Source organism: Curtobacterium sp. MCJR17_055, from assembly GCF_003224335.1.
Taxonomy (GTDB): Bacteria; Actinomycetota; Actinomycetes; order Actinomycetales; family Microbacteriaceae; genus Curtobacterium.
Window position 1 is genome coordinate 402,270 of sequence record NZ_QKLF01000003.1, and the last position, 24,372, is coordinate 426,641.

The window sequence follows — 24,372 nt, forward strand, 5'->3', positions numbered from 1 at the left end:
GACGACGAGGAGCGCGCATGAGCCGGACCGACGACGACGCGGCAGCACGTGCCCGTCTCGAACGCATCGCCTGGGGCGCCGCGTCGACACCCACCGAGGCCGCCCGCGCCCGCATCGCGCTGGCGGACCTCGACCGGGAGGCCCGGAGGCGCCCCCGCTCCGACGTCGCGCCCGCCACGTCCTCCGGCGCCGACGGTCGACGGGCGGCGGCCCGCCCCGCGTCGCGACGTGGCCGGTCGGCCGGTCCGGAGGGCGACCCGACCGACGACGACGCGGTCATCCCGGGCGTCGGCGGGGACGCCGACGTCCGCGACCCCGGCGAGCACCGGGCCGACGACCACCGGACCGACGACCAGCGGGTCGGCGGGGACGGGGTCGGAGAGGGCGGCGTCGCGGTCGGCGGCGCGGACGACGGCGGCGCGGATCGCGACGCGCCCGACCGAGGCGGATCGGGCCTCCTCGCCGGTGCCCGACGGCTGGCCGACCGGGCGCGCCGGACCGACCGGACCGTGCTCTGGGCGTCCGGTGCCGGCGCCGTCGTGGTCGGACTGGTGCTCGGCACCGGCGTCGGACTCTCGGTCGGCGCGAGATCCGCGGAACCCGGTCGCGCCACCGTGACCCCGGCGGCCGGCACGGTCACCGTCGAACAGATGCTCGACCTGCCGCAGACCTTCGCCGACCAACTCCCCGGCTCCATCGAGGCCCCGGTCGCGCTGCGCTCGACGCGGCTCGTCTTCACGAACCGCTCGCTGTCGGGCGACGCGGCGGGCACGCCGTGGAACGTGTGGGCGGCGGTCGGACGGGACCCGTCGACCATCTGCCTCGTCGCCACGGCGGACCGGATCGAGGGGACGAGCGCCTGCTACCCCCGCGAGGACGCCCTCCACGGCACGGTCTCGCTCTCCGCGACGTCGGCCAGCGGGACGCTGTGGGTGCGCCTGGTCGGCGGCGCGGTACGCGGCACGGTCACGAGCACCGCCACGAGTCGGATGTACTGACGGCTCCTGCCCGCGCGGCGTTGGAGCGCTCCTGAGAGCCACCCGGGTGCCCTCGCGCGAACCGGATCGAGCGTGCAACACTGGACGGGCGCACTCGCCGTGGAGTGGCAAGAAATCCGTCTCCACATCCCGTCCACCCGAGCGCGCTCTCCCCGGCCGACCCGTCGTCCGCGCGCGCTCCTCCACGTCCTCGAGGAGGTCAGCCGCCGTGTCCACCACCAGCAACCAGACCGTCCACCCGTACACGACGCCGATCACCGTCACGACGTCGTCGGTGGTCGGGATCGCCGTGCTCGGGCTCGCCACGTTCTTCGCCATCACGACCGAACTCATGCCGGTCGGCCTGCTCGGGACCATGAGCCGCGACCTCGGCGTGACCGAGTCGACCATGGGCGTCGTCATCACGGTGTACGCGGCCGCCGTCGCGCTGCTCGCGCTGCCGTTGACGTCCCTCACGGCGAAGCTGCCGCGCAAGACCGTGCTCGTCGCCACCCTCGTCGGGTACACGGTGTCGAACGCGCTCGTCGCCCTCGCGCCCTCGTTCGCCGTCGTCTGCGCCGGCCGGGTCGTGGGCGGCATCGCGCACGCCCTGTTCTTCTCCGTCGCGTCCGCGTACGCCACCCGGATCGTGCCGCCGCGGCTGGCCGGCCGGGCCATCGCGTTCGTCTACTCCGGGAGCTCGCTCGGCTTCGTGATCGGCGTGCCGCTCGCCACCGGCGTCGGCGAGACGGTCGGCTGGCGACCGGCCGTCGGCGGGGTCGCCGCGTGCGCCGCCGTCCTCGCCGTGGTCGCGGCGGCCTTCCTCCCCTCCGTCCGCGGGGCCGCGTCCCCGCACGTCGGGTCCCCCAGGGCGTGGGCCCGGACCGGACTGCTCTCCGTCGTCGTCGCGGACCTGCTGCTGTTCGCCGGGCACTACGTCGTGTACACGTACGTCGGCCCCTACGTCGTCGACGCCGGGCTCGACGCCGGCATGGTGTCCGGCGCGCTGCTCGTGCTCGGCGGCACCGGCGTGGTCGGACTCTGGCTCGCCGGGCTGTTCGTCGACCGCGCACCACGGCAGACGCTGGTCGTGTCGATCGCCGCGATGGCCGCCGCCTTCGTCGTGATGCCGTTCACGCACGGGTCCCTGGCCGGCACGATGCTCGTCGCCGGGGTCTGGATGGCGGCGAACGGCACGACCGGGACGCTCTTCATGGCCGCCGCGATCCGCACCGGCGGGGTCAGCCCGGAGATCGCAGGCGCCCTGGTGAACGGCGCGTCGAACATCGGCATCGCGGGTGGTGCCGCGCTCGGGGGGCAGGTGCTCGGGCTCTCCGGGCTGCAGACGCTGCCGTTCGCCGGGGCGGTCGTGCTCCTCGGCGGGCTCTCCGTCGTCGTGCTCGCGCGCCGCGGGTTCCCGGTGCACGCGACCGCGCAGCCGCACCTCAGCACGTCGTCGATCGAGGTCCTGACCTCGTCGCTGGCCGTCGTCACGAGTTCGATCCCGACCGTGAGCCGTGCGATCCAGACGATCACGGGCTCCGTCGCCACGGTCCACCGGGCGGCGACGGGCTCGATCCGCACCGCGACCGGCTCCGTCGGGACCGTCGGCGAGCGGTAGCGCTCCGCGCACGCCCGACGCTCGCCCTTCCCCGTCGTGCTCGGACGGCGGAGACGGGAGGTGTCAGGTGCGCGCTGCGAGGGCGTCGAGCGCGGCGACCTGCCCCGCCACGACGAGCCCGCGCGCGGAGTCGACCGGCGTCCAACGCGCGTCGTCGACCTCGGGCACCTCGACGAACCGACCGGAGCCGCGCGGCAGCTCGAGCGCGACGGTGTTGCTGCGCACCACGTCGACGGAGAAGTCCGGTGCGTGCAGCGTGTGGACCGTGACGACCTTGCCCGAGGCCTGCCGGAAGTCGCCGAGCAGGTGCGGGACACCGTCCGGCGGTGCTGTGCCGATCTCCTCGGTGAACTCCCGCAGCGCCGTGGTCAGGGTGTCCTCGCCCGCGACGGGTTCGCCCTTCGGGATCGTCCACGCCCGCGGCCGCCGACGCCAGAACGGGCCACCCATGTGCGCGATGAACACCTCGAGCGCGGGACCGCTCCCCCGGTGCAGCAGGAGACCGGCGGAACGGAGGGGCACGGTCGGAGACTACCCTCGCGCGCATGCGCAGCATCGGACTCCGCGACGGCCGCTCGGTCCTCGTCGACGACACCGCACCGGACGCCGTCCGGCCCACCGTGGTGTGGCACCACGAGTCCCCGCACACGGGCGCCCTCTTCGAGCCGCTCACCAGCGCGGCGGCGGCCCGCGGGCTCCGTCTCGTCGCGGTGACCCGACCGGGCTACGGCGGAGCCGACCCCCTGCCCGGACGACGCGTCGCGGACGGCGCTCGCGACCTCGAACAGGTCCTCGACGCGCTGGGACTCCCCCGCGTCGCGGTCCTCGGCGGGTCCGGTGGTGGCCCGCACGCGCTCGCCGCCGCGGCACTGCTGCCCGGCCGGGTCGCCGCCGCGGCCGTCGTCGCCTCGCCCGCGCCGTTCGACGACACGACCGGGTGGTGGGACGGCATGGCGGCCGACGGTGGCCTCCGGTCGGCCGCCGCCGGACGGGAGGCCCGTCTCGCCTGGGCGTCGACCGCCACGTTCGACCCGTCCCAGTTCGTCGACCGCGACTGGGCGGCCCTGGACGGGGACTGGGCCGCGCTCGGGCAGGACGCGACGGCGGCGGGTGGGTCGGGCCTGCAGGGCGCGACCGACGACGACGTGGCGTTCGTCACCGACTGGGGGTTCCCGCTGTCCGCCGTGACCGTCCCGACGACCGTCGTGCACGGAGCCCGCGACCGGGTCGTGCCGGTCGCACACGGGCGGCGCCTCGCCGCGGCACTCCCCGCCGTGGCGTACGAGGAGCGGCCCGCGGACGGACACATCTCGGCGCTGACGGCGGTCCCGGTGCTCCTGGACCGGCTCGCCGCGGTGCTGCGCTGACCCGCTCCGCGGTCGCGGAGCACCCGGACCGGGTCGCGCGTCCGAGACGGACGTGTCGGCTCAGCCGAACCTGCTCCGGAGCACGTCCGCGGTCCGGTCGGTCAGGAAGCGTACGCCGGCGCGGTTCGGGTGGAGCGCGCCGGGACGGAGGTCGATCCGGCTCAGGCCGCCGAGCGACTCGAGCGAGATCCCCTCGACGTAGGCGCCCTTCCGCGCGCAGGCCGAGTGCGCCTGCGTCTCGGCGAACACCTCGATGAAGGTCGCGCCCGCGGCCTGCGCCGCGTTCCGGGTTACGTCGTCCAGCTGCTCCTGCACGCCGTGCAGCCAGCGGACGTCGGCGTCGGTGAACGGGTAGGTGTCCCGGGGGAACCGCCCGGCCAGGGTCCCCAGGTCGACGGCCGGGCGGAAGCAGCCCGACGACGGGGTGTGTGCCGCGTCGGGGAAGATCGCCGGGTACCCGAGCACGATCACCGTGGCGTTCGGCGCTGCGGCCCGGACGTCGGCGAGCGTCTCGGCGACGCCGAGGGCGACGCGGCCCTGGATCTTCGCGCCGAGGGTGTCCACCCCGTCGGACGCGAGTGTCGACCGGCAGGACGGGGCGTTCTGGCCGGAGAACACCGGGCCGGTGGCGGACAGTGCCAGGCACGAGCCCGCGGTGCCGAACAGGTCGGCGTCGTTGCCGCCGATCGTCAGTGTCACGAGCCGCGTGTCGGCGGACAGCGCCTCGAGTTGCGGCCGGGCGCCGCGGAACTGCACGCGGTCCCGGACGTCCTCGCTCGTCGCGCCCGCGCAGGTGACGTCGGTGAGGTCGAATCCGAAGCGGGCGGCGATGCGGTGCGGGTAGTCCTCGCCCGACTGCGCGCACGCCCGGACCGGGAGCCCCGTGGGGTGCCCGAGCCCGTACCCGGCGGAGTACGAGTCACCGAGCGCGACGTACGCACTGCCCGGCGGCAGCCCGGCGAGCGTCTCGGGCGGGTCGTCGGTGGCCGGGAAGGGCTGGGGGACGGGCCAGAGCGGAGCGGCGACGGCGGCACCGGGGGCGGTCGGTGTGCCCGGTACCCCGCCGACCGACGCCGTCCCCGCCAGCAGGACGGTCGCGACGAGCGCGGTGAGGACGCGGGAGACGGTCGAGCGGCGCAGGGTGGGCTCCGGAACGGGTTCGGGTGGGTGGGCGACCCGACGGGCGGGGTCGAGCGGGCACGGTCGGGTTCTCCGGCTCGACTCCCGCCGCCGGGATGTCAGCGACGACCGAGGCGACGCTCGCCGCCCGCGCCGGGCTGGTACGGCAGACCGTAGTGGGCGAAGAGCTCGGGCTCGAGCGCGGCGTCGAGTTCGCCGTCCGTCGCGATCGACGGAGCGTCCTTGACGGCCTTCTTGTCGAAGGTCACGACGAGGTGCTTCGGGGTCACGGTCGCGCCGACGAGGGGGACGAAGACGAGCTTCTTCCCGACGACGCCGGTCGTGATCGACCCGAACGCCGGCTCCGACGTCGCGGTGTCGTAGTAGATGCTCTCGAGGGTGCCGATCTTGTCGTCCTGGTCGTCGACGACCGGCAGACCGATCCAGTCCCGGATGTTGGCTGCTTCGAACACGGCGACTCCCTCCGACGGCCGGACCTTCCGTGCCGTCGGATCGACGCTACCGATCGGCGCTGGGTGCGCGGACGGCGGGCACGACCCCGAGCCCGTCGACGGCCGCGAGCACGTCCTCGGCGGCGACCGCGAGGATCGCCGGGTCCGGGTCCTCCGCGAAGACGTCACCGCGCCGGACCGATGCGTCGGTGAGGACCACGTGCGGGCCGGACGCGGGCGGGCCCCAGGCCTCGGGCGGAGCCGGACCGAACAGCACGACGGACGGGATCCCGTAGGCCGACGCCAGGTGCGCCGCTCCCGTGTCCACCGTGACGAGGAGGCTCGCTGCCGCCACGACCGCGGCGAACGGCTGCAGGTCGAGGCGGCCCGCGAGCACCGCCGCGTCGTCCAGACCTGCCGATTCCGCGACGGCCAGTGCGCGCTCGACGTCGTCCGCGCCTCCCGTCAGCACGACCTGGTGGCCGCGCTCGACGAGCCCCCGCACCACGGCGGCGAAGCGGTCGACCGGCCAGTGCCGGGCGCCGTGGAAGGCGCCGACGTGCACGACCGCCGCGCCCTGGACGACGGCGGGGACGGCCGGGACCGCGATCGTGACGTCGTCGGGGTCGGCGGGCATGCCGTGCGCGGTCATGAGACCCGCCCACCGCTCGCGCTCGTGCACGTCGTGCTGCCACTCGGGCCCGTCGGGTGCGCCGTGCCCGATGACGCGGCGGGCCTGCAGCGCGTCGATGAGCTGCCCGGACTCCGGGCCGGCACCGTGCAGGTTCACCGCGACGTCCACGACACCCGCTGGGACCGCGATCGGGTGGTCGAGGCCGTGCTGGGCGAGGTGCACGTCCACGTCGGGGACGAGCTCGACGACCGGCGCGAGCCAGGCCGTCGTCGCGAGCGTGATCCGGTGCCCGGGGAACGCCCGCCGGAGGGCGTGCAGCGCGGGGACGGCGACGAGCAGGTCGCCGAGCTTGATCGCACGGAGCACCACGAGCTCCGGGCGGCCGTCGGACGGGGGCAGGGTGGGAACGGCGGTCACGTGGCCCGACGCTACCGGGCGCCGACCGCCCCGTCCGCCACGCCCGGGGAGTTGTCCGCGGCGCGCCACCGGACAGCGCCCGGTTGGGCGAGCCCGGCGTCCGCCCGGTAGAGAGGGGTGTGGCCCTCTCCGACCGACCGCTGCGCGGCGTGCTCTTCGACCGTGACGACACCCTGGTGGTCGACGTCCCCTACAACGCGGACCCGGCCCTCGTCGTCCCGGTCCCCGGTGCCGCGCGCGCCGTCGCCGCGGCCCGGGCAGCGGGACTCGCGGTGGGCGTCGTCACGAACCAGTCGGTCATCGCGAAGGGCATGGCGACCCGCGAACAGGTCGACGCGACGAACGCCCGGGTGGACGAGCTGGTCGGGCCGTTCGACGTGTGGGAGGTCTGCCCGCACGACCGCGCCGACGACTGTGCCTGCCGCAAGCCCCGCCCCGGCATGGTGCTCGCCGCGGCCGCACGGCTCGGCCTCGACCCGGCCGACCTCGTCGTCATCGGGGACATCGGCGCGGACGTCGGTGCCGCGGCCGCAGCGGGCGGGCAAGGCGTCCTCGTGCCCACCGCACGCACCCTGCCGGCCGAGGTCGACGGCGCGACCACCGTCGCCCGGACGATCGAGGAGGCGGTCGCACTCGTCGTCGCCCAGGCGGCACCGGTGACACCGTGAGCGCCGCGGACACCGTGCGTGCCGCGGACACCGTGGACACCGAGAGCGACCGGGACACCGGCGGTCGGCGGGTGCTCGTCGCCAGACTCGACTCCTTCGGCGACGTCCTGGTCGCCGGGCCGGCGGTCCGTGCCGTCGCGGCCGGCGCCGACCACGTGACGCTGCTGTGCGGCCCGCAGGGTGCCCCGGCCGGCGCGCTGCTGCCCGGGGTGGACACGCTCCGGGTGTGGGCGGCGCCGTGGGTCACGGAGACCGCCCGACCGCTCGACGACGGCGTCCTGGCCGAGTTCCGCGCCCTCGTCGACGCGGAACGCCCGGACGAGGCCGTGGTGCTGACGTCCTTCCACCAGTCCCCGCTGCCGCTCGCGATGCTGCTCCGGCTCGCCGGGGTGCCGCGGGTCTCCGGTGCGTCCGTCGACCACCCGGGCTCGCTGCTCGACGTCCGGCTCCGACCCGGGGAGGACCTGCCCGAGGACGTCCCCGAACCCGAACGAGCGCTCCGCATCGCCGCGGCCGCGGGCTTCACCCTGCCCGAGGGCGACGACGGACTGCTCCGGGTCCGCGTCGGCGAGGACGTCGCGGTGCCCCCGGTGGTGGCCGCGCTGGAGCGGTACGTCGTCGTCCACCCCGGCGCCAGTGTGGAGGCGCGGTCCTGGCCGCCGTCCTCCCACCGGGCGCTCGTGGCGGAGTACGCCCGGCTCGGCGTCCCGGTGGTCGTCACCGGCTCGCCGGGCGAGCGGGAGCTGACCGCCGCGGTCGCCGGCAGCACCGGCATCGACCTCGGCGGTCGGACCAGCCCGGCCGAGCTGGCCGCCGTCCTCGCCGGCGCCGAGGTCGTCGTCGTCGGGAACACCGGGCCGGCCCACCTCGCCGCAGCGGTCGGGGCCCGGATCGTGAGTCTGTTCTCCCCCGTGGTCCCCGCCGTGAAGTGGGCGCCGTACGCGGCGCACGTGGAACTGCTCGGCGACCAGGGCGCGCCGTGCCGTCTCAGCCGGGCACGCGACTGCCCCGTGCCCGGCCACCCGTGTCTGGCCGGTGTCGGCGTCGACGACGTCCTCGCGGCCCACGAACGGCTCGTCGGGTGCGCTCTCCGGACGAACCAGGGGTCCCTGCGAACGCCGCCAGACGCCGATCGGTAGCGTGCGGCACTGCTGCTCCTCCTCCTCCTCCTTCTCCTCCTCCTCCTGATCGACAGCGACCGAAAGGCAGTGCATGCGGATCCTCGTGTGGCACGTGCACGGCGGCTGGATGGACGCCTTCGTCCGCGGCCCGCACGAGTACCTCATCCCGACCACCCCGGAGCGTGACGGTTGGGGCCTCGGCCGTGGTGGCCGGGACTGGGGGACGAACGCCGTCGAGATCGCACCCGAAGACGTCGCCGACGCCGGCGTGGACCTGGTGGTCCTGCAGCGACCGGAGGAACTCGCGGTCGCGCAGCGGCTCCTCGGGCGGACGGACTTCCCGACCGTCTTCGTCGAGCACAACGCTCCACGCGTCGACGTACCCGACAGCCTGCACCCGTTCCGGGACCGGGACGACGTGACGATCGCGCACGTGACGCACTGGAACGCCCTGATGTGGGACTGCGGCTCGACCCGGACCACCGTCGTCGAACACGGCGTCGTCGACCCCGGTGCTCTGTACACCGGCGAGCTCGAGCGCTTCGGCGCCGTCATCAACGAGCCGGTCCGCCGCAACCGGGTCGTCGGCACCGACCTGCTCCCCCGCTTCGGTGCGGTCGCCCCGGTCGACGTCTTCGGCATGGGCACCGAGAAGCTCGCCGGACTCGGCCACGGCGACCTGCTCGTCGGGCTCGGGGACGTGAAGCCCGACCCGATGCACGCGGCCCTCGCGCAGCGCCGCGCGTACGTCCACGCGAACCGCTGGACCTCGCTCGGGCTGTCGCTCATCGAGTCGATGCACATGGCGATGCCGGTGCTCGTCCTCGCCACCACGGACGCGTCCCGCACGGTGCCCGCCGAGGCCGGTGCGATCGCGACGGACGTCGACGAGCTCGTCCGGGCCTCCCGGACGCTCCTCGAGGACCCGGACGAGGCGCGCCGACGCGGTCTCGTCGCCCGGGAGGCCGTGCTCGCGCGACACGCGCTGTCCCGCTTCACCGCGGACTGGGACGCCCTGCTCGACGACGTGCACACTGAGCACCACGCCCGGATGCGCACGCCGCGTCCGGAGCGGGAGACGGAGACCGCCGGAGCCGCAGCGCTGCCGGCCGGTGGGAGGAGCAGCTAGATGCAGATCGCCATGGTCTCCGAGCACGCGAGCCCGCTCGCGACGCTCGGCGGCGTCGACGCCGGCGGCCAGAACGTCCACGTCGCCGCCCTCTCCGCGGCCCTGGCCGACCGCGGCCACACGGTCACGGTCTACACACGCCGCGACGACGCGGCCCTGCCCGTCCGTGTCACCCTCCGCCCCGGCGTGGACGTCGTGCACGTCGACGCCGGTCCCGCCGAGCACGTGCCGAAGGACGACCTGCTGCCCTACATGGGCACGTTCGCCCAGGTCCTGGCGTCCGAGTGGCTGTCCGAGCGCCCCGACGTGGTGCACGGGCACTTCTGGATGTCCGGGCACGCGGCCCTCGAGGCCGTCACCCAGGTGCAGCTGCGCACCGGTGAGCCGCGCATCCCCGTCGTCCAGACCTTCCACGCCCTCGGTGTCGTCAAGCGTCGGCACCAGGGTTCGGCGGACACCAGCCCGCCCGAGCGTGAGTGGCTCGAACCGGCCGTCGGCCGCGGTGCCGACCAGGTCGTCGCGACGTGCTCGGACGAGGCGTTCGAGCTGAAGACACTCGGCGTCCCCCTCCGCTCCATCTCGGTCGTGCCCTGCGGCGTCGACGTCGAGCTGTTCCGCCCGGACGGCCCCGTGGAGGAGCGCGGCCGGACCCACCGCGTCCTGACCGCCTCCCGGCTCGTGCAGCGCAAGGGCGTCGGCACGACCATCGCCGCCGTCGCCCGCCTGGTCGCCGAGGGTCGCGACGTCGAGCTCGTCGTCGTCGGCGGTGCCGGTGTCGCCGGGGCCGACCTGCCCGACGACCCCGAGTACCAGCGACTCGACTCCCTGGCCCGCGACCTCGGGATCCGCGACCACGTGTCCTTCCGCGGGCAGCTCGCGCAGGAGGAGATGGGGGCCGTGTACCGCAGCGCCGACGTCGTCGTCTGCGCGCCCTGGTACGAGCCGTTCGGCATCGTCCCGCTCGAGGCCATGGCGTGCGGCGTACCCGTCGTCGCCTCCCGCGTCGGCGGCCTCATCGACACCGTCGTCGAGGACGCCACCGGCCTGCACGTCGAGCCGCGCGACGAGGACGGCCTCGCGGTCGCGCTCGGCGGGCTGCTGGACGACCCGGAGCGCCGGACCGCCTACGGGCACGCCGGTCGCCGCCGCGCCGAGGCCAAGTACACCTGGCAGAAGGTCGCCGCCGACACCCAGCGCGTGTACGAGCGCCTGGTCGCCGGCGGCCGCGTCGGAGCCACCGCACCCATCACCGAGAGGAACGCCCGATGACCATCGAGCAGACCGGGATCGGCACGACCGAGTCCGGCACAGCCGGCCCCGCCGAGGGCACGAGCACGCGCGTCGTGCTCGACCACATCGCCGCGTCGGTGCCCGTCATCGCGTCGCTCGTCGACCACGGCGACCACATCGCGGCCTGGGCGGACGACATCGCCGCCCGCCTGGTCGCCGGACGTCGGCTCCTCGCGGCGGGCAACGGCGGGTCCGCGGCCGAGGCGCAGCACCTGACTTCGGAGCTCACCGGCCGGTTCGACGGCGACCGCCCGGCGTACTCCGCGATCGCGCTGCACGCCGAGACCTCCGCCGTGACCGCCATCGGGAACGACTACGGCTTCGAGCAGGTGTTCGCCCGGCAGGTGCGCGCGCACGCCCGGGCCGGCGACGTCGTCGTCCTCCTCAGCACGAGCGGCAAGAGCCCGAACCTGCTCGCCGCCGCGGCCGCCGCTCGCGACGTCGGCGCCCGGTCCGTCGCCATGACCGGTCCCGTCCCGAACCCGCTCGCGAGCGCGGTCGACGACGTCATCGCCATCGACGGCCCGTCCGCCAACGTGCAGGAGGCGCAGCTCGTCCTCGTGCACGCCCTCTGCCGCGCCATGGAGCCCGCGCTCCGCCGAGGAGGCACCCGATGACCGACCGTCAGCTCCGCATCGTCGTCGTCGGCGACACCCTGCTCGACGTGGACGTCAGCGGCACGAGCGAACGGCTCAGTCCTGACGCCCCGGTGCCCGTGCTCGACGTCCGCTCGGAACAGCGCCGGGCCGGTGGTGCCGGACTCGTCGCCACCATGCTCGCGAAGGACGGCCACGACGTCCGTCTCGTGACCGTGCTGGGCGACGACGCCCCCGCGGAGCGGCTGCGGTCGCTCCTGCCGGGCGTCACGATCGTCGAGGGCCCCTCCGGCGCACCGACCCCGGTGAAGACCCGGGTGCGCGTCGGGGACCACGCCCTCGTCCGCATCGACGAGGGGTGCGACACCCCGCCCGTCCCCGCGGTCACCGCTGAGATGCGTGCCGCGCTGGAGGACGCCGACGCCGTCGTCGTCGCCGACTACGGTCGCGGGCTGACCGCCGCCGAGGACATGCGGTCGGCGCTCACCGCCGTCGCCGAGCGCACCCCGGTGGTCTGGGACCCGCACCCCAAGGGCGAGGCGCCCGTGGTCGGCGTCACCGTGGTCACCCCGAACGCGAGCGAGGCGCAGCGCTTCACCGGGCTCGGCGGCACCGGGGTCGCGTTCGCCACCGACGCCGCCGCCGACCTCGTCGCCCGGTGGGCGGCGCACGCCGTCGCCGTGACCATGGGCGAACGCGGCGCGCTCGTCGGCCGTCGCACCGAGCGCGGCCTCGACTCCCGGTTCGTCCCGGCACCCTCCGTCACCGCCGGCGACCCCTGCGGTGCCGGTGACCGTCTCGCCGCCGGCGTCGCCGTCGCGCTCGCCTCGGGCGCGGAGATCGCTGACGCGGTCACCGCCGGGGTCGCCGACGCCTCCACGTACCTCGCGGCCGGCGGCGTCGCCTCGCTCGTCGCGGGCGCACCACCCGCACCGATCGCGGTGCCGGGCGCCGACCGGGACGCCCTCCGGGTCGTGCACGACGTCCGGGCCGCGGGCGGCGTCGTCGTCGCGACCGGCGGTTGCTTCGACCTGCTGCACGCCGGGCACGCCCGCACCCTGTCCGCTGCCCGCGCCCTCGGTGACTGCCTGGTCGTCTGCCTGAACTCCGACGAGTCGGTCCGCGGACTGAAGGGTCCGGACCGCCCGATCATGGGGCAGGACGACCGCGTGGAGCTCCTCCTCGCGCTCGACTGCGTCGACGCCGTCGTCGTGTTCGACGAGTCGACCCCCGACGAGGCTCTCCGTCGCTTCAAGCCGGACGTCTGGGCGAAGGGCGGCGACTACACGGCCGACGAACTCCCCGAGTCGGTCACCCTCGCCGAGTGGGGCGGCCGGGTCGTCACCGTCCCGTTCCACCCGGGCCGCTCCACCACCCGCCTGGCCGCCGCGATCGAACGCGTCGGCTGAGCCCCCGCTCTCCACCTCACGACCGCAGCACCAGAACCGAAGGACATCCATGCCCGTCCCCACCACCCCCATCGGCCGCGTCCTCGTCACCGGCGGCGCCTCCGGACTCGGCGCGGCCGTCGTCGCCGCCGTCACCGAGGCCGGCGGTACCCCGATCGTCCTCGACCTCCGGATCGACGCGGTCCCCGAGGGCGTCGACGCCGTCGCCGTGGACGTCTCGGACACCGACGCCGTCGAACGCGCCGTCACGGAAGCGGTCGAGCGCCACGGGGGCCTCGACGCCGTCGTGACCGCCGCGGGCATCGACACCCCGGCCCCGATCGACGCGATCTCCTCCGGCAACTGGGAGAAGATCGTCGGCGTCAACCTGATCGGCACCGCGTCGACCGTCCGTGCCGCCCTGCCCGCGCTCGAGGCCTCGCACGGCCGCGTCGTGACGATCTCGTCGTCGCTCGCCCTGCGCGGCGTCGGCCACGGCACCGCCTACTCCGCGTCGAAGTTCGGCGTCCGCGGGTTCTCGCAGGCCCTCGCCGCCGAGACCGCGGGCCGCATCGGTGTCACGAACGTGATCCCGGCGGGCATGCGCACGAACTTCTTCGCCGACCGCACCGAGCAGTACAAGCCGGGTCCGGACGCGCAGCTCATCGAGCCGGAGTACGTCGCGAACTCGATCATCTTCGCCCTCTCCCAGCCGGCCGGTTGCGAGATCCGCGAGCTGTCGATCATGCCGGCGACCGAGCCCAGCTGGCCCTGACCGTCGCACGCGCCTGACGGACGGGAGGCCCGGTACCAGCTGGTACCGGGCCTCCCGTCCGTCTGCGGTGGCGCCGCGCGGGCGCGACCGCTCAGGTCGTGGCCAGCAGGTCCTCGACGTCGGCCAGCACTCGGTCCGGCGTGACCTCGTCGACGAAGGACGGGTCGTGCTCGCAGCGCTCGGCGCTCCACCCCACCTGGGTGACGTCGACGTCGCACACCGGGCAACGGGTGACGAAGCTCATGAGCACGCGGTGCCGGCCGCGGTCGAGCGGACCGGCGTTGATGACGTTGCCGAACCAGAAGACGCCCACGGTCGGCGTGCCGACGGCGACCGCGAGGTGCCGGGGACCGGAGTCGTCACCGACCATGACGTCGGCCGCGGCGAGCACTGCGGGGAGCTCCCGCAGGGGCAGCGCGGCGGTCAGGTCGTGCAGCCGTGCGGCGACCTCCGGCCCGACCGCCTCGGACACGGACGCCCGGATGCTCGTCGCGGCCGGTCGGTCGGAGTCGTCGCCCACGAGCACGACGTCGTCGCCTGCCTCGAGCCGGGCGATCGCCACCGCGGCGAAGCGCTCGGGGCTCCACCGGCGGCGCGGGTCGGTCGCGCCCGGGTGCATCGCGACCAGGCGGCCCCGTACCCCGAGTCGGTCCCGGACCGCGGCGCGCTCGTCGGCACCGACGACGATCCTCGGGTCCAGGGTGACCGGTTCGGCACCGGCCAGCCCGACGACCTCGAGCGCGCGCAGCACCTCGTGCTGGTAGTAGACGTAGCGCACCCAGCGCTCGGTCGGGGTGGCGTCCTCGGTGGCGGTGCCGACCGAGTGCGCGGCGCCGAGGCGGAGCAGGAACGGGTTCGAGTTGCGCCCGCCGCCGTGTAGTTGGACGGCGAGGTCGAACCGGCCGGTGAGCCGGGCGAAGAAGTCCTCGAGGTCCGGTGCCCCGTCACCGCCGTCACGCACACCGGGCGAGACGGGCAGTTCCTCGACGGCGTGCACGGCGTCCGTGCGCCCCGGCAGGAGCGCCGCCGCCATCGGGGTCCCGAGCAGCGTCAGGCGGGCCTCCGGGTACGCGGCCGCGAGGGCCTCGATCGCGGGCATCGCGAACATCAGGTCGCCGAGTCCCCCACCGCGGAGCACCGCGATCTCGCGGACCCCCTCGAACCGTTCGCCGCCACGTCCGATCTGCACCACGCCCGTCGTCCTCCTCGTGTCCGACGCGGCGGGTCGTCCGACCGCATCCCTTCGTTCCTACCCGGCCGCGGTCGGGCCGGTGTGCAGCAGCCCTGCAGCGGCGCTCGGCGCTGCGTCCCGTGGACACACCCACGCATCCCCCGGGCGTGTCCAGCGGAGAAGGAGCAGCGTGGAGGGGCCGGTGCCACGACGCCGGACCACCACGAGAGGACGCACATGACGCTCGATGCCCCCACCACCACCGCCCCGTCGACGGACGACCCGTCCGCGGACACGATCACGGTGCTCGACCCCGTGACCGGCGAGGTGGCCTCGGAGACCCGCCGGAGCACGGCGGACGAGGTGCGCGACGCGGTCGCGCGTGCGCGGGCGGCGGCGACGGGATGGGCCCGGACCGCTCCCGGTGAGCGCGGCGCGGTCCTCCGCGCCGCGGCCGAGCGGCTCCGCGAGCACGCCGACGAGCTCGCCGCGATGAACACCCGCGAGACCGGCAAGGTCCCGGGCGACGCCCTCGGCGGCGTCGAGGCCGGCATCGACACGCTCATCCAGTACGCCGAGCTCGGCCCGCTGCACCGGGGCGAGGCGCTCCGCGGGAACCACGGCGCCGCCGACTTCGCCGTCCCGCACCCGCGCGGCGTCGTGCTCGCGCTGACGCCGTGGAACGACCCGGTCGCCGTCGCGTGCGGGATCCTCGGAGCGGCGATCGTCGCCGGCAACACGGTCGTGCACAAGGGCAGCGAGCGGAGCCCGGGCACGATCGCGCTCCTGAACCGCCTGCTCGCCGCCGAGCTCCCCGAGGGCGTGCTCGTGGGCGTCGACGGCGACGCGACGACCGGTGAGCAGCTCCTCGCCGAGGACGGCATCGCGGTGTACGCGCACGTCGGCTCGACGGCGACGGGCGACCGCCTGGCCGAGGCCGCGCTCCGCACCCGCGCGCACGTGATCCGCGAGAACGGTGGCAACGACGCCGCGGTCGTGGACGCCGACGTCGACCCGGTGTGGGCGGCGGAACAGGTCGCCCTCGGTGCCTTCGCGAACACCGGACAGATCTGCACGAGCGTGGAGCGCGTCTACGTGCACCGCGACATCGCCGATGAGTTCACCGCCGCCCTGGTGCGCGCCGCGGAGCGGAAGACCGCCTCGGCTGCCGCCGACTTCGGTCCCCTCGTCGACGAGCGTCTGCGCACGACCGTCCAGGAGCACGTCGACCAGGCCGTCGATGCCGGCGCACGGGTGCTGACGGGCGGCTCGGTGCCGGAGGGCGCCGGCACGTTCTACCCCGCGACCGTCCTCACCGACTGCACCGACGACATGCTCGTGCTCACCGAGGAGACCTTCGGTCCGATCGCCCCGCTCCGCGTCGTGGACGACATGGCCGAGGGGCTCCGCCTGGCCGCCGAGGACCGGTACGGCCTGGCCGCGACCGTCCTGACCGGCGACACCGCGACCGCGCTCCGTGCCGCCGCGGAGCTGCCCGTCGGCACCGTGAAGATCAACGCCGTGTTCGGCGGCGCACCGGGCGGCAGCGCCGAGCCCCGCGGCGCCTCCGGCTCCGGCTTCGGCTACGGCCCGCACCTGCTCGACGAGATGACGACCACCACGGTCGTGCACCTCGAGGCCGCCCCGCGTCGGACGAGCGGCACCGCCGGCACCGCCGACGCCGTCGACCCGGCGACCGCGGGCAGCCACGACACCGACACCGCCACCGCCGAGGACGTCCGATGAGCGCCGACGTCCGTTCGGTCCGTCGCGTCGTCGACGCGGTCGCGGCGCAGGAGCCCGTCGTCGTGGTGGTCGGGGACGTCATCCTCGACCGCTGGACGGTCGGTGCCGCCGAACGGGTCTCGCGCGAGGCCCCCGCGCCCGTCGTCCGGGTCACCGAGACCATCGCCGTCCCGGGAGGCGCGGCGAACACCGCGGTCAACGCCCGCGCCCTGGGTGCGCGCGTCCGCATGGTCGCCCTGATCGGCGACGACGAGACCGGGCGGGTCCTGCGTGACCGGCTCGAGGCCGCCGGGGTGGACACGCGCTGGCTCGTCGCGGTCCCGGGTGCGACGACCACCTGCAAGGACCGCATCGTCGGGGGTGACCGTGTCGTCGTCCGGGTCGACGACCTGGCCGGACCGCCGAGTGCGGCGGACACGGCCCTCCTCGCCGAGGCGACGGCGGCAGCCGTGCGCGGCACCGCGTCCGGGGACGCCCCCGGGACGGCGACCGACGCCCGTGCGGACACGGTCGTCGTCTGCGACTACGACCTCGGCGTCGACGCCACCGCCATCGTGCCGGTCCTCGGACAGGACCGCCCCATGACCGTCGTCGTGGACGCCCACGACCTCAGCCGCTGGCAGACCCTTCGTCCGGACCTCGTCACGCCGAACGCCGGCGAGGCCGCCGCGCTGCTCGGCCGCGACCTCGGGCAGGGCGCCGACCGGGCCACGACCGTGGTCGCCGCACGCGACGAGGTCCTCGCCGTCACCGGCGCGCGCAACGCGGTCGTCACGCTCGACCGCAACGGGACGGTGCTGCTCGAGGCCGCCGGCGCGGACAGCACGCTGTCGGACGTGCACCGCACGCGTGCCACGCCGGCGTCCGAGCAGCAGGCGTCCGGCGCCGGCGACACGTTCTGCGCCGCGGCCTCGGTCGCCCTCGCCGTCGGGACCCCGGTCCGCGAGGCCGTCTCCTTCGCCCAGGCGGCTGCCGACGTCGTGGTGCGCGAGGCCGGGACCTCGGTCTGCACGGCCGATGCGCTCGTGGCCTCGGTGTCCGCACCGGCCGAGACCGTCGTCGACCACGACGAACTCGCCGCCGCCGTCGAGGAGGCCCGTCGCACCGGGCGCCGCATCGTGTTCACGAACGGCTGCTTCGACGTCGTCCACCGCGGGCACACCACGTACCTCCGCCAGGCGAGCGAGCTCGGCGACCTGCTCGTCGTCGCACTGAACGACGACGACTCGGTCCGTCGACTGAAGGGTCCGGAGCGGCCGATCAACACCGCCGAGGACCGCGCCGGCGTCCTCGCCGCGCTGGCCTGCGTCGACCTGGTGACGGTGTTCGCGACCGACACCCCGATCCCGCTCATCGAGCGCATCCGGCCGGACGTCTACGTCAAGGGCGGCGACTACTCCCCCGAGATGCTCAGCGAGACCGAGGTCGTGCGGGCCCACGGCGGCGAGGTCGTCATGGTCGACTACGTCGCCGAGCACTCGACGAGCGCCGTCGTCCGTCGCATCCGTGAGACCGCCGCCGGAACCGGCACCGCCGCCGGAACCGGCACCGCCGCCGGCACCGGCGCGCCGACGGGAGAAGCGACCGCCGTGTCCGGGGACGCATGACGCGCGGGGCACGGTGGTCCGGCGAGTGGGGTCGCCCGACCGCGGACCCGGCGGTGGAGAGCACCCCGGTCGACGTCGACGTCCTCGTCCCGACCGTCGGGCGCACGGCGGAGCTCGCCGCGACCCTCGCCGGCCTGGCGGCCCAGACCGACGTCGCCTTCCGTCTCGTGCTCAGCGACCAGTCCGCGACGGGTGACGCCGCCGCGCAGCCGGCGATCGCCGCCATGGTCCGCGTCCTGGAGGCCCAGGGCCGGCCCGTCACGCTGCTCACCCACCCGGAGCGGCGCGGACTCGCCGAGCACCGGCACTTCCTGCTCGCGCACGCCACCGCGGACGCCGTCCTGTTCCTCGACGACGACGTCTGGCTGGAACCCGGGTCCGTGCACCGGATGCTCGACGCCCTGCGCTCGCTCGGCACCGGCTTCGTCGGGAGCGCGGTCCAGGGGCTGTCGTACCTCGAGGACCGCCGTCCGCACGAGACGGCACCGTTCGCGCTGTGGGACGGCCCGGTCGTCCCCGAGGTGGTGCGCCGCGGCACGCCCGGGTTCGACCGCTGGTCCCTGCACAACGCCGCGAACCTGGTCCACGTCGCGGCCGAGCTCGACGTCGAGCCGGGCGGCTGGTTGCCGTACCGCGTCGCGTGGGTCGGCGCCTGCGCAATGTACGACCGGGCCGCGCTCGAGGCGGTCGGCGGCTTCGGGTTCTGGGAGACCCTGCCGATCGGACACGCGGGCGAGGACGTGGTCGTCCAGTGGCGGGTGATGGAGCGCTTCGGCGGCGCCGGCATCGTGCCGTCCGGGGCCGTGCACCTCGAGGCCCCGACCACGGTGACGGACCGCTCCGTCGACGCGCCGGACGTGGTCTTCGCGCACGAAGCGCACCAGCAGCACGCGGATCAGCACCCGGGCACCTGACCGATCGGGCACGCCACGCCCAGCGCCGCGCGGCTGCTGACAAGCGGTCGGCCGTGCGGCAGGATCGACGCAGCGGCACGGACGTGGCCGGCGACGACCATGGGAACGAGGACGCGATGGCCACCTTCACACGCGGGTTCGGCGGACGCCGCCGGGACGCCGACGACAGCCGCATCCCGCCCGGGCAGACGCTGGTGCAGGACTGGCCGGTGCTCTCGGCGGGTGCCACACCCGAGATCGAGCCCTCCGAGTGGAGCTTCTCGATCCGCACCGAGTCCGGCCTGCACACCTGGACGTGGGACGAGGTCCGGGCGCTCGGGCTCGAGGACGTCACGGTCGACATCCACTGCGTCACGCACTGGACGAAGCTCGGCATGGCCTGGCGCGGGGTCCCCCTCGACAAGCTCTTCGCGGACATCGAGACCTCGCTCGACTTCTGCATGGTGCACAGCTTCGGCGGCTACACGACGAACGTCCCCCTCGACGAACTCCTCGAGGGTCAGGCGTGGATCGCGTTCGAGGCCGACGGCGAGCCCCTCAGCCCGGAGCACGGCGGTCCGGCCCGGCTGCTCGTGCCGCACCTGTACTTCTGGAAGAGCGCGAAGTGGGTGCGGGGCATCACGATGCACGCCGAGGACGAGCCCGGCTTCTGGGAGAACGCCGGCTACAACATGCACGGCGACCCGTGGAAGGAAGAGCGGTACTGGTGACCCTGTCCAGCACCGACGGCGCCCCCGGCCTGGAGGCACGCACCGGTCCCGTCACGCCGGGCCGTCCGCTCCGCCGCCCGGCGTGGCACCCGGCGACCGTCGCCGCGGTCTCCCCCGAGACCCCGAACGCCCGACGGCTGGTGCTCGACGTGCCGTCATGGCCCGGCAACGACCCCGGGCAGCACCTTGACCTGCGGCTGACGGCCGAGGACGGCTACCAGGCCACGCGGTCCTACTCCATCGCGTCCTCCGGGGACGGCACGCGCGTGACGCTCGCCGTGGACCGGGTCGAGGACGGCGAGGTGTCCCCGTTCCTCGTCGACGCCGTCGAGGTCGGTGACGCGCTCGAGGTGCACGGTCCCCTCGGCGGCTGGTTCGTCTGGCGTCCGGGCGCCGACCCGGCGTCCCGCCCGGTGCAGCTCATCGCCGGCGGGTCCGGCGTCGTGCCGCTCCTGCCGATGGTCGCCGCGCACGCCGACGCCGAGGACCCGACGCCCTTCCGGCTGCTCTACGCCGTCCGCACCCCGGAGGACGTCTTCTTCCGCGCGGAGCTCGACGCAGCCCTGCGCACCGCAGACCGCGCGCCCTTCGACCTCGACGTCGTGTACAGCCGACGCGCTCCCGAGGGGTCGACGGCCCCGGTCGGACGACTCACGCGCGACCGGCTCGCGGCCGCCGTCCTGCCGCCGGACGCCGACGCACAGGTCTACGTCTGCGGATCGACGCCGTTCGTCGAACAGGTCCTGCGCTGGCTCGGGGAACTCGGACACGACACCACCGGGGTGCGTGCGGAACGGTTCGGAGGCTCCTGATGACGATCGTCGACGGCAACGCCCTGGCCGGGGACCTCGGCGAGGTGCTCGGGGTCGATGCCACCTCGGCCCGGCTCCGCTGCTCGGGCTGCGACACGACCGGCCGTCTGGCGGTGACCCGGGTGTACCGGACCGCGATGGGCAGCGTCGCCCGCTGCCGCGGCTGCGACACGGTGCTCGTGACGGTGGTCGACGCAGGGGCGCAGCACTGGGTCGCCCTCCCCGGCGCGCGAGCCGTCGCGAACGACTGAACCCCCCGGCCGCCCGGCCGAGGGGTTCACGTGTCCTGCTGTTCCGAGCGGATGACGAGATTCGAACTCGCGACCCTCACCTTGGCAAGGTGATGCGCTACCACTGCGCCACATCCGCACGCTGCCCACCGGGGTGGCCAACGTCGACAACTGTACCCGACCGGCGGGGTGATCCGGGCCTCCCGTCCGCGTGTCGGGCGTGCCGGACCTCGGAACGGCCGGTCGGGCTAGGGTCGGACGGGTGACGACGACGTTCCGACGCAGTTCCCCGTCCGCCCTCGGCATCGACGCCGCGGGCATCGACCAGCTCGTCTCCGCGCTCGAGGCCGCGCCCGGCGTGGAGCCGCACAGCCTGATGGTCCTGCGGCACGGCGAGCTCGCCGCCGGAGGGTGGTGGGCCCCCTTCGCGCCGGACCGGGTGCACCTGCTGTACTCGCTCAGCAAGAGCTTCACCGCGGCCGCCGTCGGGATCGCCGTCCGCGCCGGACTGGTCGACCTCGACGCGCCCGTGGTCGGTCACTTCCCGGAACTCGACGCCGAGGTCACCGACGAACGGACCCGGCGGATGCGCGTGCGGCACCTGCTCGCGATGGCGAGCGGCCACCGGAGCGAGACGATCGACCACGCCGAGGCGATCGACCCGACGAACACCGTCCGTGGGTTCCTGCTCCTGCCTCTCGACGAGGAACCCGGCAGCGTCTTCGCCTACAACCAGCCGTGCACGTACACGCTCGCCGAGATCGTTCGGCGGGCCAGTGGGACGTCCCTGCTCGAGTACCTGCGGCCGCGGCTCTTCGCCCCCCTCGGCATCGACGACTTCTCGTGGCGCCGCGACGACACCGGCGCGGAACTCGGGTACAGCGGCGGCTACACGACGACGGACGCGATCGCCGCACTCGGTCAGCTGTACCTGCAGCGCGGCGTGTGGGACGGCGAACGCGTCCTCGACGAGGACTGGATCGAGCAGGCCACGAGCGTGCAGGTGGTGAACCCGGACGAGGCGGACCCGGACTGGTCGCAGGGGTACGGCTTCCAGTTCTGGATGGCCCGGCACGGCTTCCGCGGTGACGGTGCCTACGGCCAGTTCTGCGTCGTGCTCCCCGAGTCGGACGTGGTCGTCGCGATGACCGGTCAGAGCACCGACATGCAGGCCGTCCTGGACGCGGTGTGGGAGCACCTGCTGCCCGCGGTCGACCGCGCGGGTGCAGTGGACTCGGAAGACCGCCTGCGCGCCCGACTCGCCGGGCTCGCGCTGCCGCCGCTCGTCGGCGAGCCGCTCGGCACCCTGCCCGCCACCCCGCCGTCCTCGCCGGCACCGGTGGACGGCGACTCCGGACTGGAGGCCGTGCACCTGTCCCAGGACCCGTCCGGCCACTGGGTGCTCACCCTGGTCGACCCGTCCGGCGAGGTGACGGCTCCTGTCGGCGACGGCGAGTGGCTGGTCGCGGGTGCGACCGCCACGAGCGGGGCACGCTCCGGGGACGTCGTGTCGGTGGACGTGCGGTTCGTCGAGACACCGCACCTGCTGCACGTCCGCGTCGACCTGGCCGACGGGGCCGTCACGGCTGCGTGGGAGACACAGCCGTTGCACGACGGCGTCGCGACGCTGCGTCGGCCGGACTGACCGGCTCCCCGACTAACCCGTCGCCCCGCGGACGAAGGCACGGGCGAAGGTCCACGGTGCGTCGGTCACGCCCGAGCACATGTACGTGGGGATCGACGGGGTGCACGGCTGGTCGCGAGTGACCTCCCACCATGCGAGCACCTCGATCCCGTGCGCGACGGACCAGCGGGCGAGGTCCTCGGCGTCCGTCCGTGTGAACACCTCCCCGGTGTCGTTGCGGCCGATCATCGGGGTGATGCCGATCGCCGACAGCCGCTCCTGGGCCGTCCACCCGGCGTACGCGGGCACCGAGGCGAGCTGCGCGGCGGTCGACGTCGCAGCGTCCTGCGCCGCCGTCGCCATGCGCTGCGGACCGGTGCCGTAGTCCATCGCCATGACGTTCACCGCCGCGATCCGGACCCCCGCAGCCGCCAGCCCGGCGACCGCGGCGAGGCCCTCGCGGGTGAGTCCGGTCGGCATCACGGGGAGGGTCAGCGACACCTCGAGACTGCGGCCCTTCGCCGCCTGGGCCCGGACGACCCCGGCGACCGCCACGGCGCGACGCTCGTTCGCAGCCGTGTCGGACAGCGCAGCGCCCTCGATGTCCAGGTCGATGCGGTCGACGCCGAACCGGTCGACCACCTGCTGGTAGGCCGCCTGCAGCTCCGCCGGGTCCGTGCACCGCAGCGCGAGCTCGTCGTTGACCGCGCCGCCGAACGACACGACCACCCGACCGCCGGTCTGCTGGAACGCGGCGATGTTCCCCGCGAAGTCCTGCGGGCCGCCGATCCGGTAGGCGTCGAAGCCGGCCCATGCGGGCGTGCAGGGGCTGCCGCCGTTGTCCGAGACGATGAAGGCGAGCGTGAATGCGCGGACGCCGGTCGCGGCCGCGGAGCTCCGGAGATCGGCGGTCGGCCAGAGGCCCATGTCGACGTACGGTGCGACCAGCGTGTCACCGACGTGCGGCGCGGGGAGCGGCATCGGAGCCGGCGCGGCCGGGGTCGGGACCTGGGTCGGTACCGGTGCCGGTGCCGGTACGGTCGGGCTGGGTGTCGGGGTCGGCGCGGACCCGGGCCCTGCCGTCGGGTCGGACTCGCTCGCGACCGTGCAGGCGACGTCCCGGCCCGCGGGGAGTCCCACGATGCTGCAGCCCGTCGGCACCCGGCCCCCGCCGGGGGTCGAGATCGAGGTCAACCCGAAGGACGTCGCGGCGCTCGGGTCGAGGCCCCTGGCCCAGGACGGAGCGGTCGCGGTGAAGCCGTCGCTCGTGGTCGTCGCGGTGGCGTCCCAGATCTCGGCGACGCGCGCGGCGTACACGAACCGCACCTGCCAGGGGTCGAGGCGGACGGACGACCGGTTCGTGACGGTCACCGAGGACTGGGAGCCGGACGGCCACGCGTCGACGGTGCGCCAGCCGACGACGACGGAGCCGTCCTTGTGCGCGACGGGCGGTCCCGCGGTCGGCGTCGGAGTCGTCGAGGGCGTCGGGACCGGTGCCGCCGTCGGCACCGGGGTCGGGCCTCCCGTGCCGGGTGTCGCGGGACCGCCGTTCACCGAGCAGGGCACCGACGCCCCGACGACGGTGCACGCCGTGGGGACGCGCTTCGCGCCGGACACCTTGCGCGAGTCGACCCGGAACGTCGCCCGACCACCCGCGGCGAGGTCGACGCGTCGGGTGGGACCGGCGACGGTGAACGACCGGCTCGTGCTCGCGACCTTGCGGGCGTCGCGGATCACCACGGCCTTCGACTCGTACGACAGCAGGACACGCCACCCGCGCAGCTTCGCGGAGCCGCCGTTCGCGACCGTGACCGTGGAGCGGAAGCCGGTGCGCCAGCTCGACGTGTTCTCCCACGTGACGTCCACCCGGGCGGCGGTACCGGCGGCAGCCGACGTCACGCCGGGCACGGCGACGACCGCAGTGCTCACCACCGCGAGGAGGAGCGCTGCGGGCAGCACCTTCCGGAACCCTGAGCGCAGACGCATCGCGGTCGCCTCCCGTCG

General features: G+C 74.9%; 23 protein-coding genes and 1 tRNA gene. 17 read left to right on the plus strand and 7 right to left on the minus strand.

The annotated features are described in order from the left end of the window. Nucleotides 1-17 precede the first annotated feature (17 nt). Together DEJ16_RS09360 and DEJ16_RS09365 are read left to right on the plus strand one after the other, a co-directional pair. Nucleotides 18-998, plus strand: a complete 981-nt coding sequence (locus DEJ16_RS09360) for a hypothetical protein (protein ID WP_110824925.1) — start codon at nt 18-20, stop codon at nt 996-998. A 208-nt stretch (nt 999-1,206) separates the two neighbouring features. Further along, the gene (locus DEJ16_RS09365) at nt 1,207-2,598 is read left to right on the plus strand and encodes an MFS transporter (protein ID WP_110824924.1); all 1,392 of its coding nucleotides are present in this window, start codon (nt 1,207-1,209) and stop codon (nt 2,596-2,598) included. Nucleotides 2,599-2,661: 63 nt separating this feature from the next. On the opposite strand, the gene DEJ16_RS09370 is transcribed toward DEJ16_RS09365, so the two are convergent. Next, entirely contained in the window at nt 2,662-3,120 is a 459-nt protein-coding gene (locus DEJ16_RS09370) for an NUDIX domain-containing protein (protein ID WP_110824923.1), read from the minus strand. A gap of 23 nt (nt 3,121-3,143) precedes the next feature. Between DEJ16_RS09370 and DEJ16_RS09375 the strand changes: the two genes are divergently transcribed. Next, nucleotides 3,144-3,965: an alpha/beta fold hydrolase gene (locus tag DEJ16_RS09375; RefSeq protein ID WP_110824922.1), complete on the plus strand. Its 822-nt coding sequence runs from the start codon at nt 3,144-3,146 to the stop codon at nt 3,963-3,965. Between the two features lie 60 nt (nt 3,966-4,025). Here the strand turns inward: DEJ16_RS09375 and DEJ16_RS09380 are convergent, their stop codons facing one another. Genes DEJ16_RS09380 through DEJ16_RS09390 form a run of 3 tightly spaced genes read right to left on the minus strand, consistent with a single transcriptional unit; the run spans nt 4,026 to nt 6,587 of the window. Continuing rightward, nucleotides 4,026-5,207: an SGNH/GDSL hydrolase family protein gene (locus DEJ16_RS09380; protein WP_181419549.1), complete on the minus strand. Its 1,182-nt coding sequence runs from the start codon at nt 5,205-5,207 to the stop codon at nt 4,026-4,028. Then, a complete protein-coding gene (locus tag DEJ16_RS09385; RefSeq protein ID WP_110824920.1) occupies nt 5,204-5,557 on the minus strand; it encodes a PRC-barrel domain-containing protein in 354 nt (117 codons plus the stop codon). The genes DEJ16_RS09380 and DEJ16_RS09385 overlap by 4 nt, the downstream gene beginning before the upstream one ends. 46 nt (nt 5,558-5,603) lie before the next feature. Further along, nucleotides 5,604-6,587 (minus strand): glycosyltransferase family 9 protein, encoded by a 984-nt coding sequence (locus tag DEJ16_RS09390; protein ID WP_110824919.1) that lies wholly within the window; start codon nt 6,585-6,587, stop codon nt 5,604-5,606. A 119-nt stretch (nt 6,588-6,706) separates the two neighbouring features. Here DEJ16_RS09390 and DEJ16_RS09395 point away from each other — a divergent pair, with 119 nt between their 5' ends. The 7 genes from DEJ16_RS09395 (at nt 6,707) to DEJ16_RS09425 (ending at nt 13,554) form a co-directional block, all read left to right on the plus strand. Further along, nucleotides 6,707-7,255 (plus strand): HAD-IIIA family hydrolase, encoded by a 549-nt coding sequence (locus tag DEJ16_RS09395; protein ID WP_110824918.1) that lies wholly within the window; start codon nt 6,707-6,709, stop codon nt 7,253-7,255. Nucleotides 7,256-7,287: 32 nt separating this feature from the next. Next, on the plus strand, nt 7,288-8,394 hold the full coding sequence (locus DEJ16_RS09400; protein WP_110825198.1) for a glycosyltransferase family 9 protein: 1,107 nt from the start codon (nt 7,288-7,290) through the stop codon (nt 8,392-8,394). Nucleotides 8,395-8,467: 73 nt separating this feature from the next. Next, nucleotides 8,468-9,505, plus strand: a complete 1,038-nt coding sequence (locus DEJ16_RS09405) for a glycosyltransferase (protein ID WP_110824917.1) — start codon at nt 8,468-8,470, stop codon at nt 9,503-9,505. Beyond that, nucleotides 9,506-10,774: a glycosyltransferase gene (locus DEJ16_RS09410; RefSeq protein ID WP_110824916.1), complete on the plus strand. Its 1,269-nt coding sequence runs from the start codon at nt 9,506-9,508 to the stop codon at nt 10,772-10,774. It abuts the gene before it with no gap. After that, nucleotides 10,771-11,412 (plus strand): SIS domain-containing protein, encoded by a 642-nt coding sequence (locus tag DEJ16_RS09415; RefSeq protein ID WP_110824915.1) that lies wholly within the window; start codon nt 10,771-10,773, stop codon nt 11,410-11,412. The genes DEJ16_RS09410 and DEJ16_RS09415 overlap by 4 nt, the downstream gene beginning before the upstream one ends. Beyond that, complete coding sequence (locus DEJ16_RS09420) at nt 11,409-12,800, plus strand: PfkB family carbohydrate kinase (protein ID WP_110824914.1); 1,392 nt, start codon at nt 11,409-11,411, stop codon at nt 12,798-12,800. The genes DEJ16_RS09415 and DEJ16_RS09420 overlap by 4 nt, the downstream gene beginning before the upstream one ends. Before the next feature lie 49 nt (nt 12,801-12,849). Beyond that, nucleotides 12,850-13,554: an SDR family oxidoreductase gene (locus DEJ16_RS09425; RefSeq protein WP_110824913.1), complete on the plus strand. Its 705-nt coding sequence runs from the start codon at nt 12,850-12,852 to the stop codon at nt 13,552-13,554. A 91-nt stretch (nt 13,555-13,645) separates the two neighbouring features. Here the strand turns inward: DEJ16_RS09425 and DEJ16_RS09430 are convergent, their stop codons facing one another. Next, nucleotides 13,646-14,746 carry a glycosyltransferase family 9 protein gene (locus tag DEJ16_RS09430; RefSeq protein WP_110824912.1) on the minus strand — a complete coding sequence of 367 codons (1,101 nt, stop codon included), beginning with the start codon at nt 14,744-14,746 and terminating at the stop codon, nt 13,646-13,648. Between the two features lie 216 nt (nt 14,747-14,962). Between DEJ16_RS09430 and DEJ16_RS09435 the strand changes: the two genes are divergently transcribed. From DEJ16_RS09435 to DEJ16_RS09460, 6 genes are all read left to right on the plus strand, one after another. After that, nucleotides 14,963-16,471, plus strand: a complete 1,509-nt coding sequence (locus DEJ16_RS09435; RefSeq protein ID WP_110824911.1) for an aldehyde dehydrogenase — start codon at nt 14,963-14,965, stop codon at nt 16,469-16,471. Then, on the plus strand, nt 16,468-18,078 hold the full coding sequence (gene rfaE2 / locus DEJ16_RS09440) for a D-glycero-beta-D-manno-heptose 1-phosphate adenylyltransferase (protein WP_110824910.1): 1,611 nt from the start codon (nt 16,468-16,470) through the stop codon (nt 18,076-18,078). Before DEJ16_RS09435 ends, rfaE2 begins: the two co-directional genes overlap by 4 nt. Nucleotides 18,079-18,131: 53 nt before the next feature. Then, complete coding sequence (locus DEJ16_RS09445) at nt 18,132-18,992, plus strand: glycosyltransferase family 2 protein (RefSeq protein ID WP_258365890.1); 861 nt, start codon at nt 18,132-18,134, stop codon at nt 18,990-18,992. Between the two features lie 116 nt (nt 18,993-19,108). Further along, nucleotides 19,109-19,702, plus strand: a complete 594-nt coding sequence (locus DEJ16_RS09450; protein ID WP_110825197.1) for a molybdopterin-dependent oxidoreductase — start codon at nt 19,109-19,111, stop codon at nt 19,700-19,702. Then, complete coding sequence (locus DEJ16_RS09455; RefSeq protein WP_258365891.1) at nt 19,699-20,514, plus strand: ferredoxin reductase; 816 nt, start codon at nt 19,699-19,701, stop codon at nt 20,512-20,514. Before DEJ16_RS09450 ends, DEJ16_RS09455 begins: the two co-directional genes overlap by 4 nt. Next, the gene (locus tag DEJ16_RS09460) at nt 20,514-20,765 is read left to right on the plus strand and encodes a DUF6510 family protein (RefSeq protein ID WP_110824908.1); all 252 of its coding nucleotides are present in this window, start codon (nt 20,514-20,516) and stop codon (nt 20,763-20,765) included. The genes DEJ16_RS09455 and DEJ16_RS09460 overlap by 1 nt, the downstream gene beginning before the upstream one ends. 46 nt (nt 20,766-20,811) lie before the next feature. Here DEJ16_RS09460 and DEJ16_RS09465 read toward each other — a convergent pair. Then, nucleotides 20,812-20,883 (minus strand) — tRNA-Gly (locus DEJ16_RS09465). A 123-nt stretch (nt 20,884-21,006) separates the two neighbouring features. Between DEJ16_RS09465 and DEJ16_RS09470 the strand changes: the two genes are divergently transcribed. Beyond that, entirely contained in the window at nt 21,007-22,389 is a 1,383-nt protein-coding gene (locus DEJ16_RS09470; protein ID WP_110824907.1) for a serine hydrolase, read from the plus strand. A gap of 12 nt (nt 22,390-22,401) precedes the next feature. Here DEJ16_RS09470 and DEJ16_RS16045 read toward each other — a convergent pair whose 3' ends face one another. Continuing rightward, the gene (locus tag DEJ16_RS16045) at nt 22,402-24,354 is read right to left on the minus strand and encodes a cellulose binding domain-containing protein (RefSeq protein WP_146232856.1); all 1,953 of its coding nucleotides are present in this window, start codon (nt 24,352-24,354) and stop codon (nt 22,402-22,404) included. Nucleotides 24,355-24,372 lie beyond the last annotated feature (18 nt).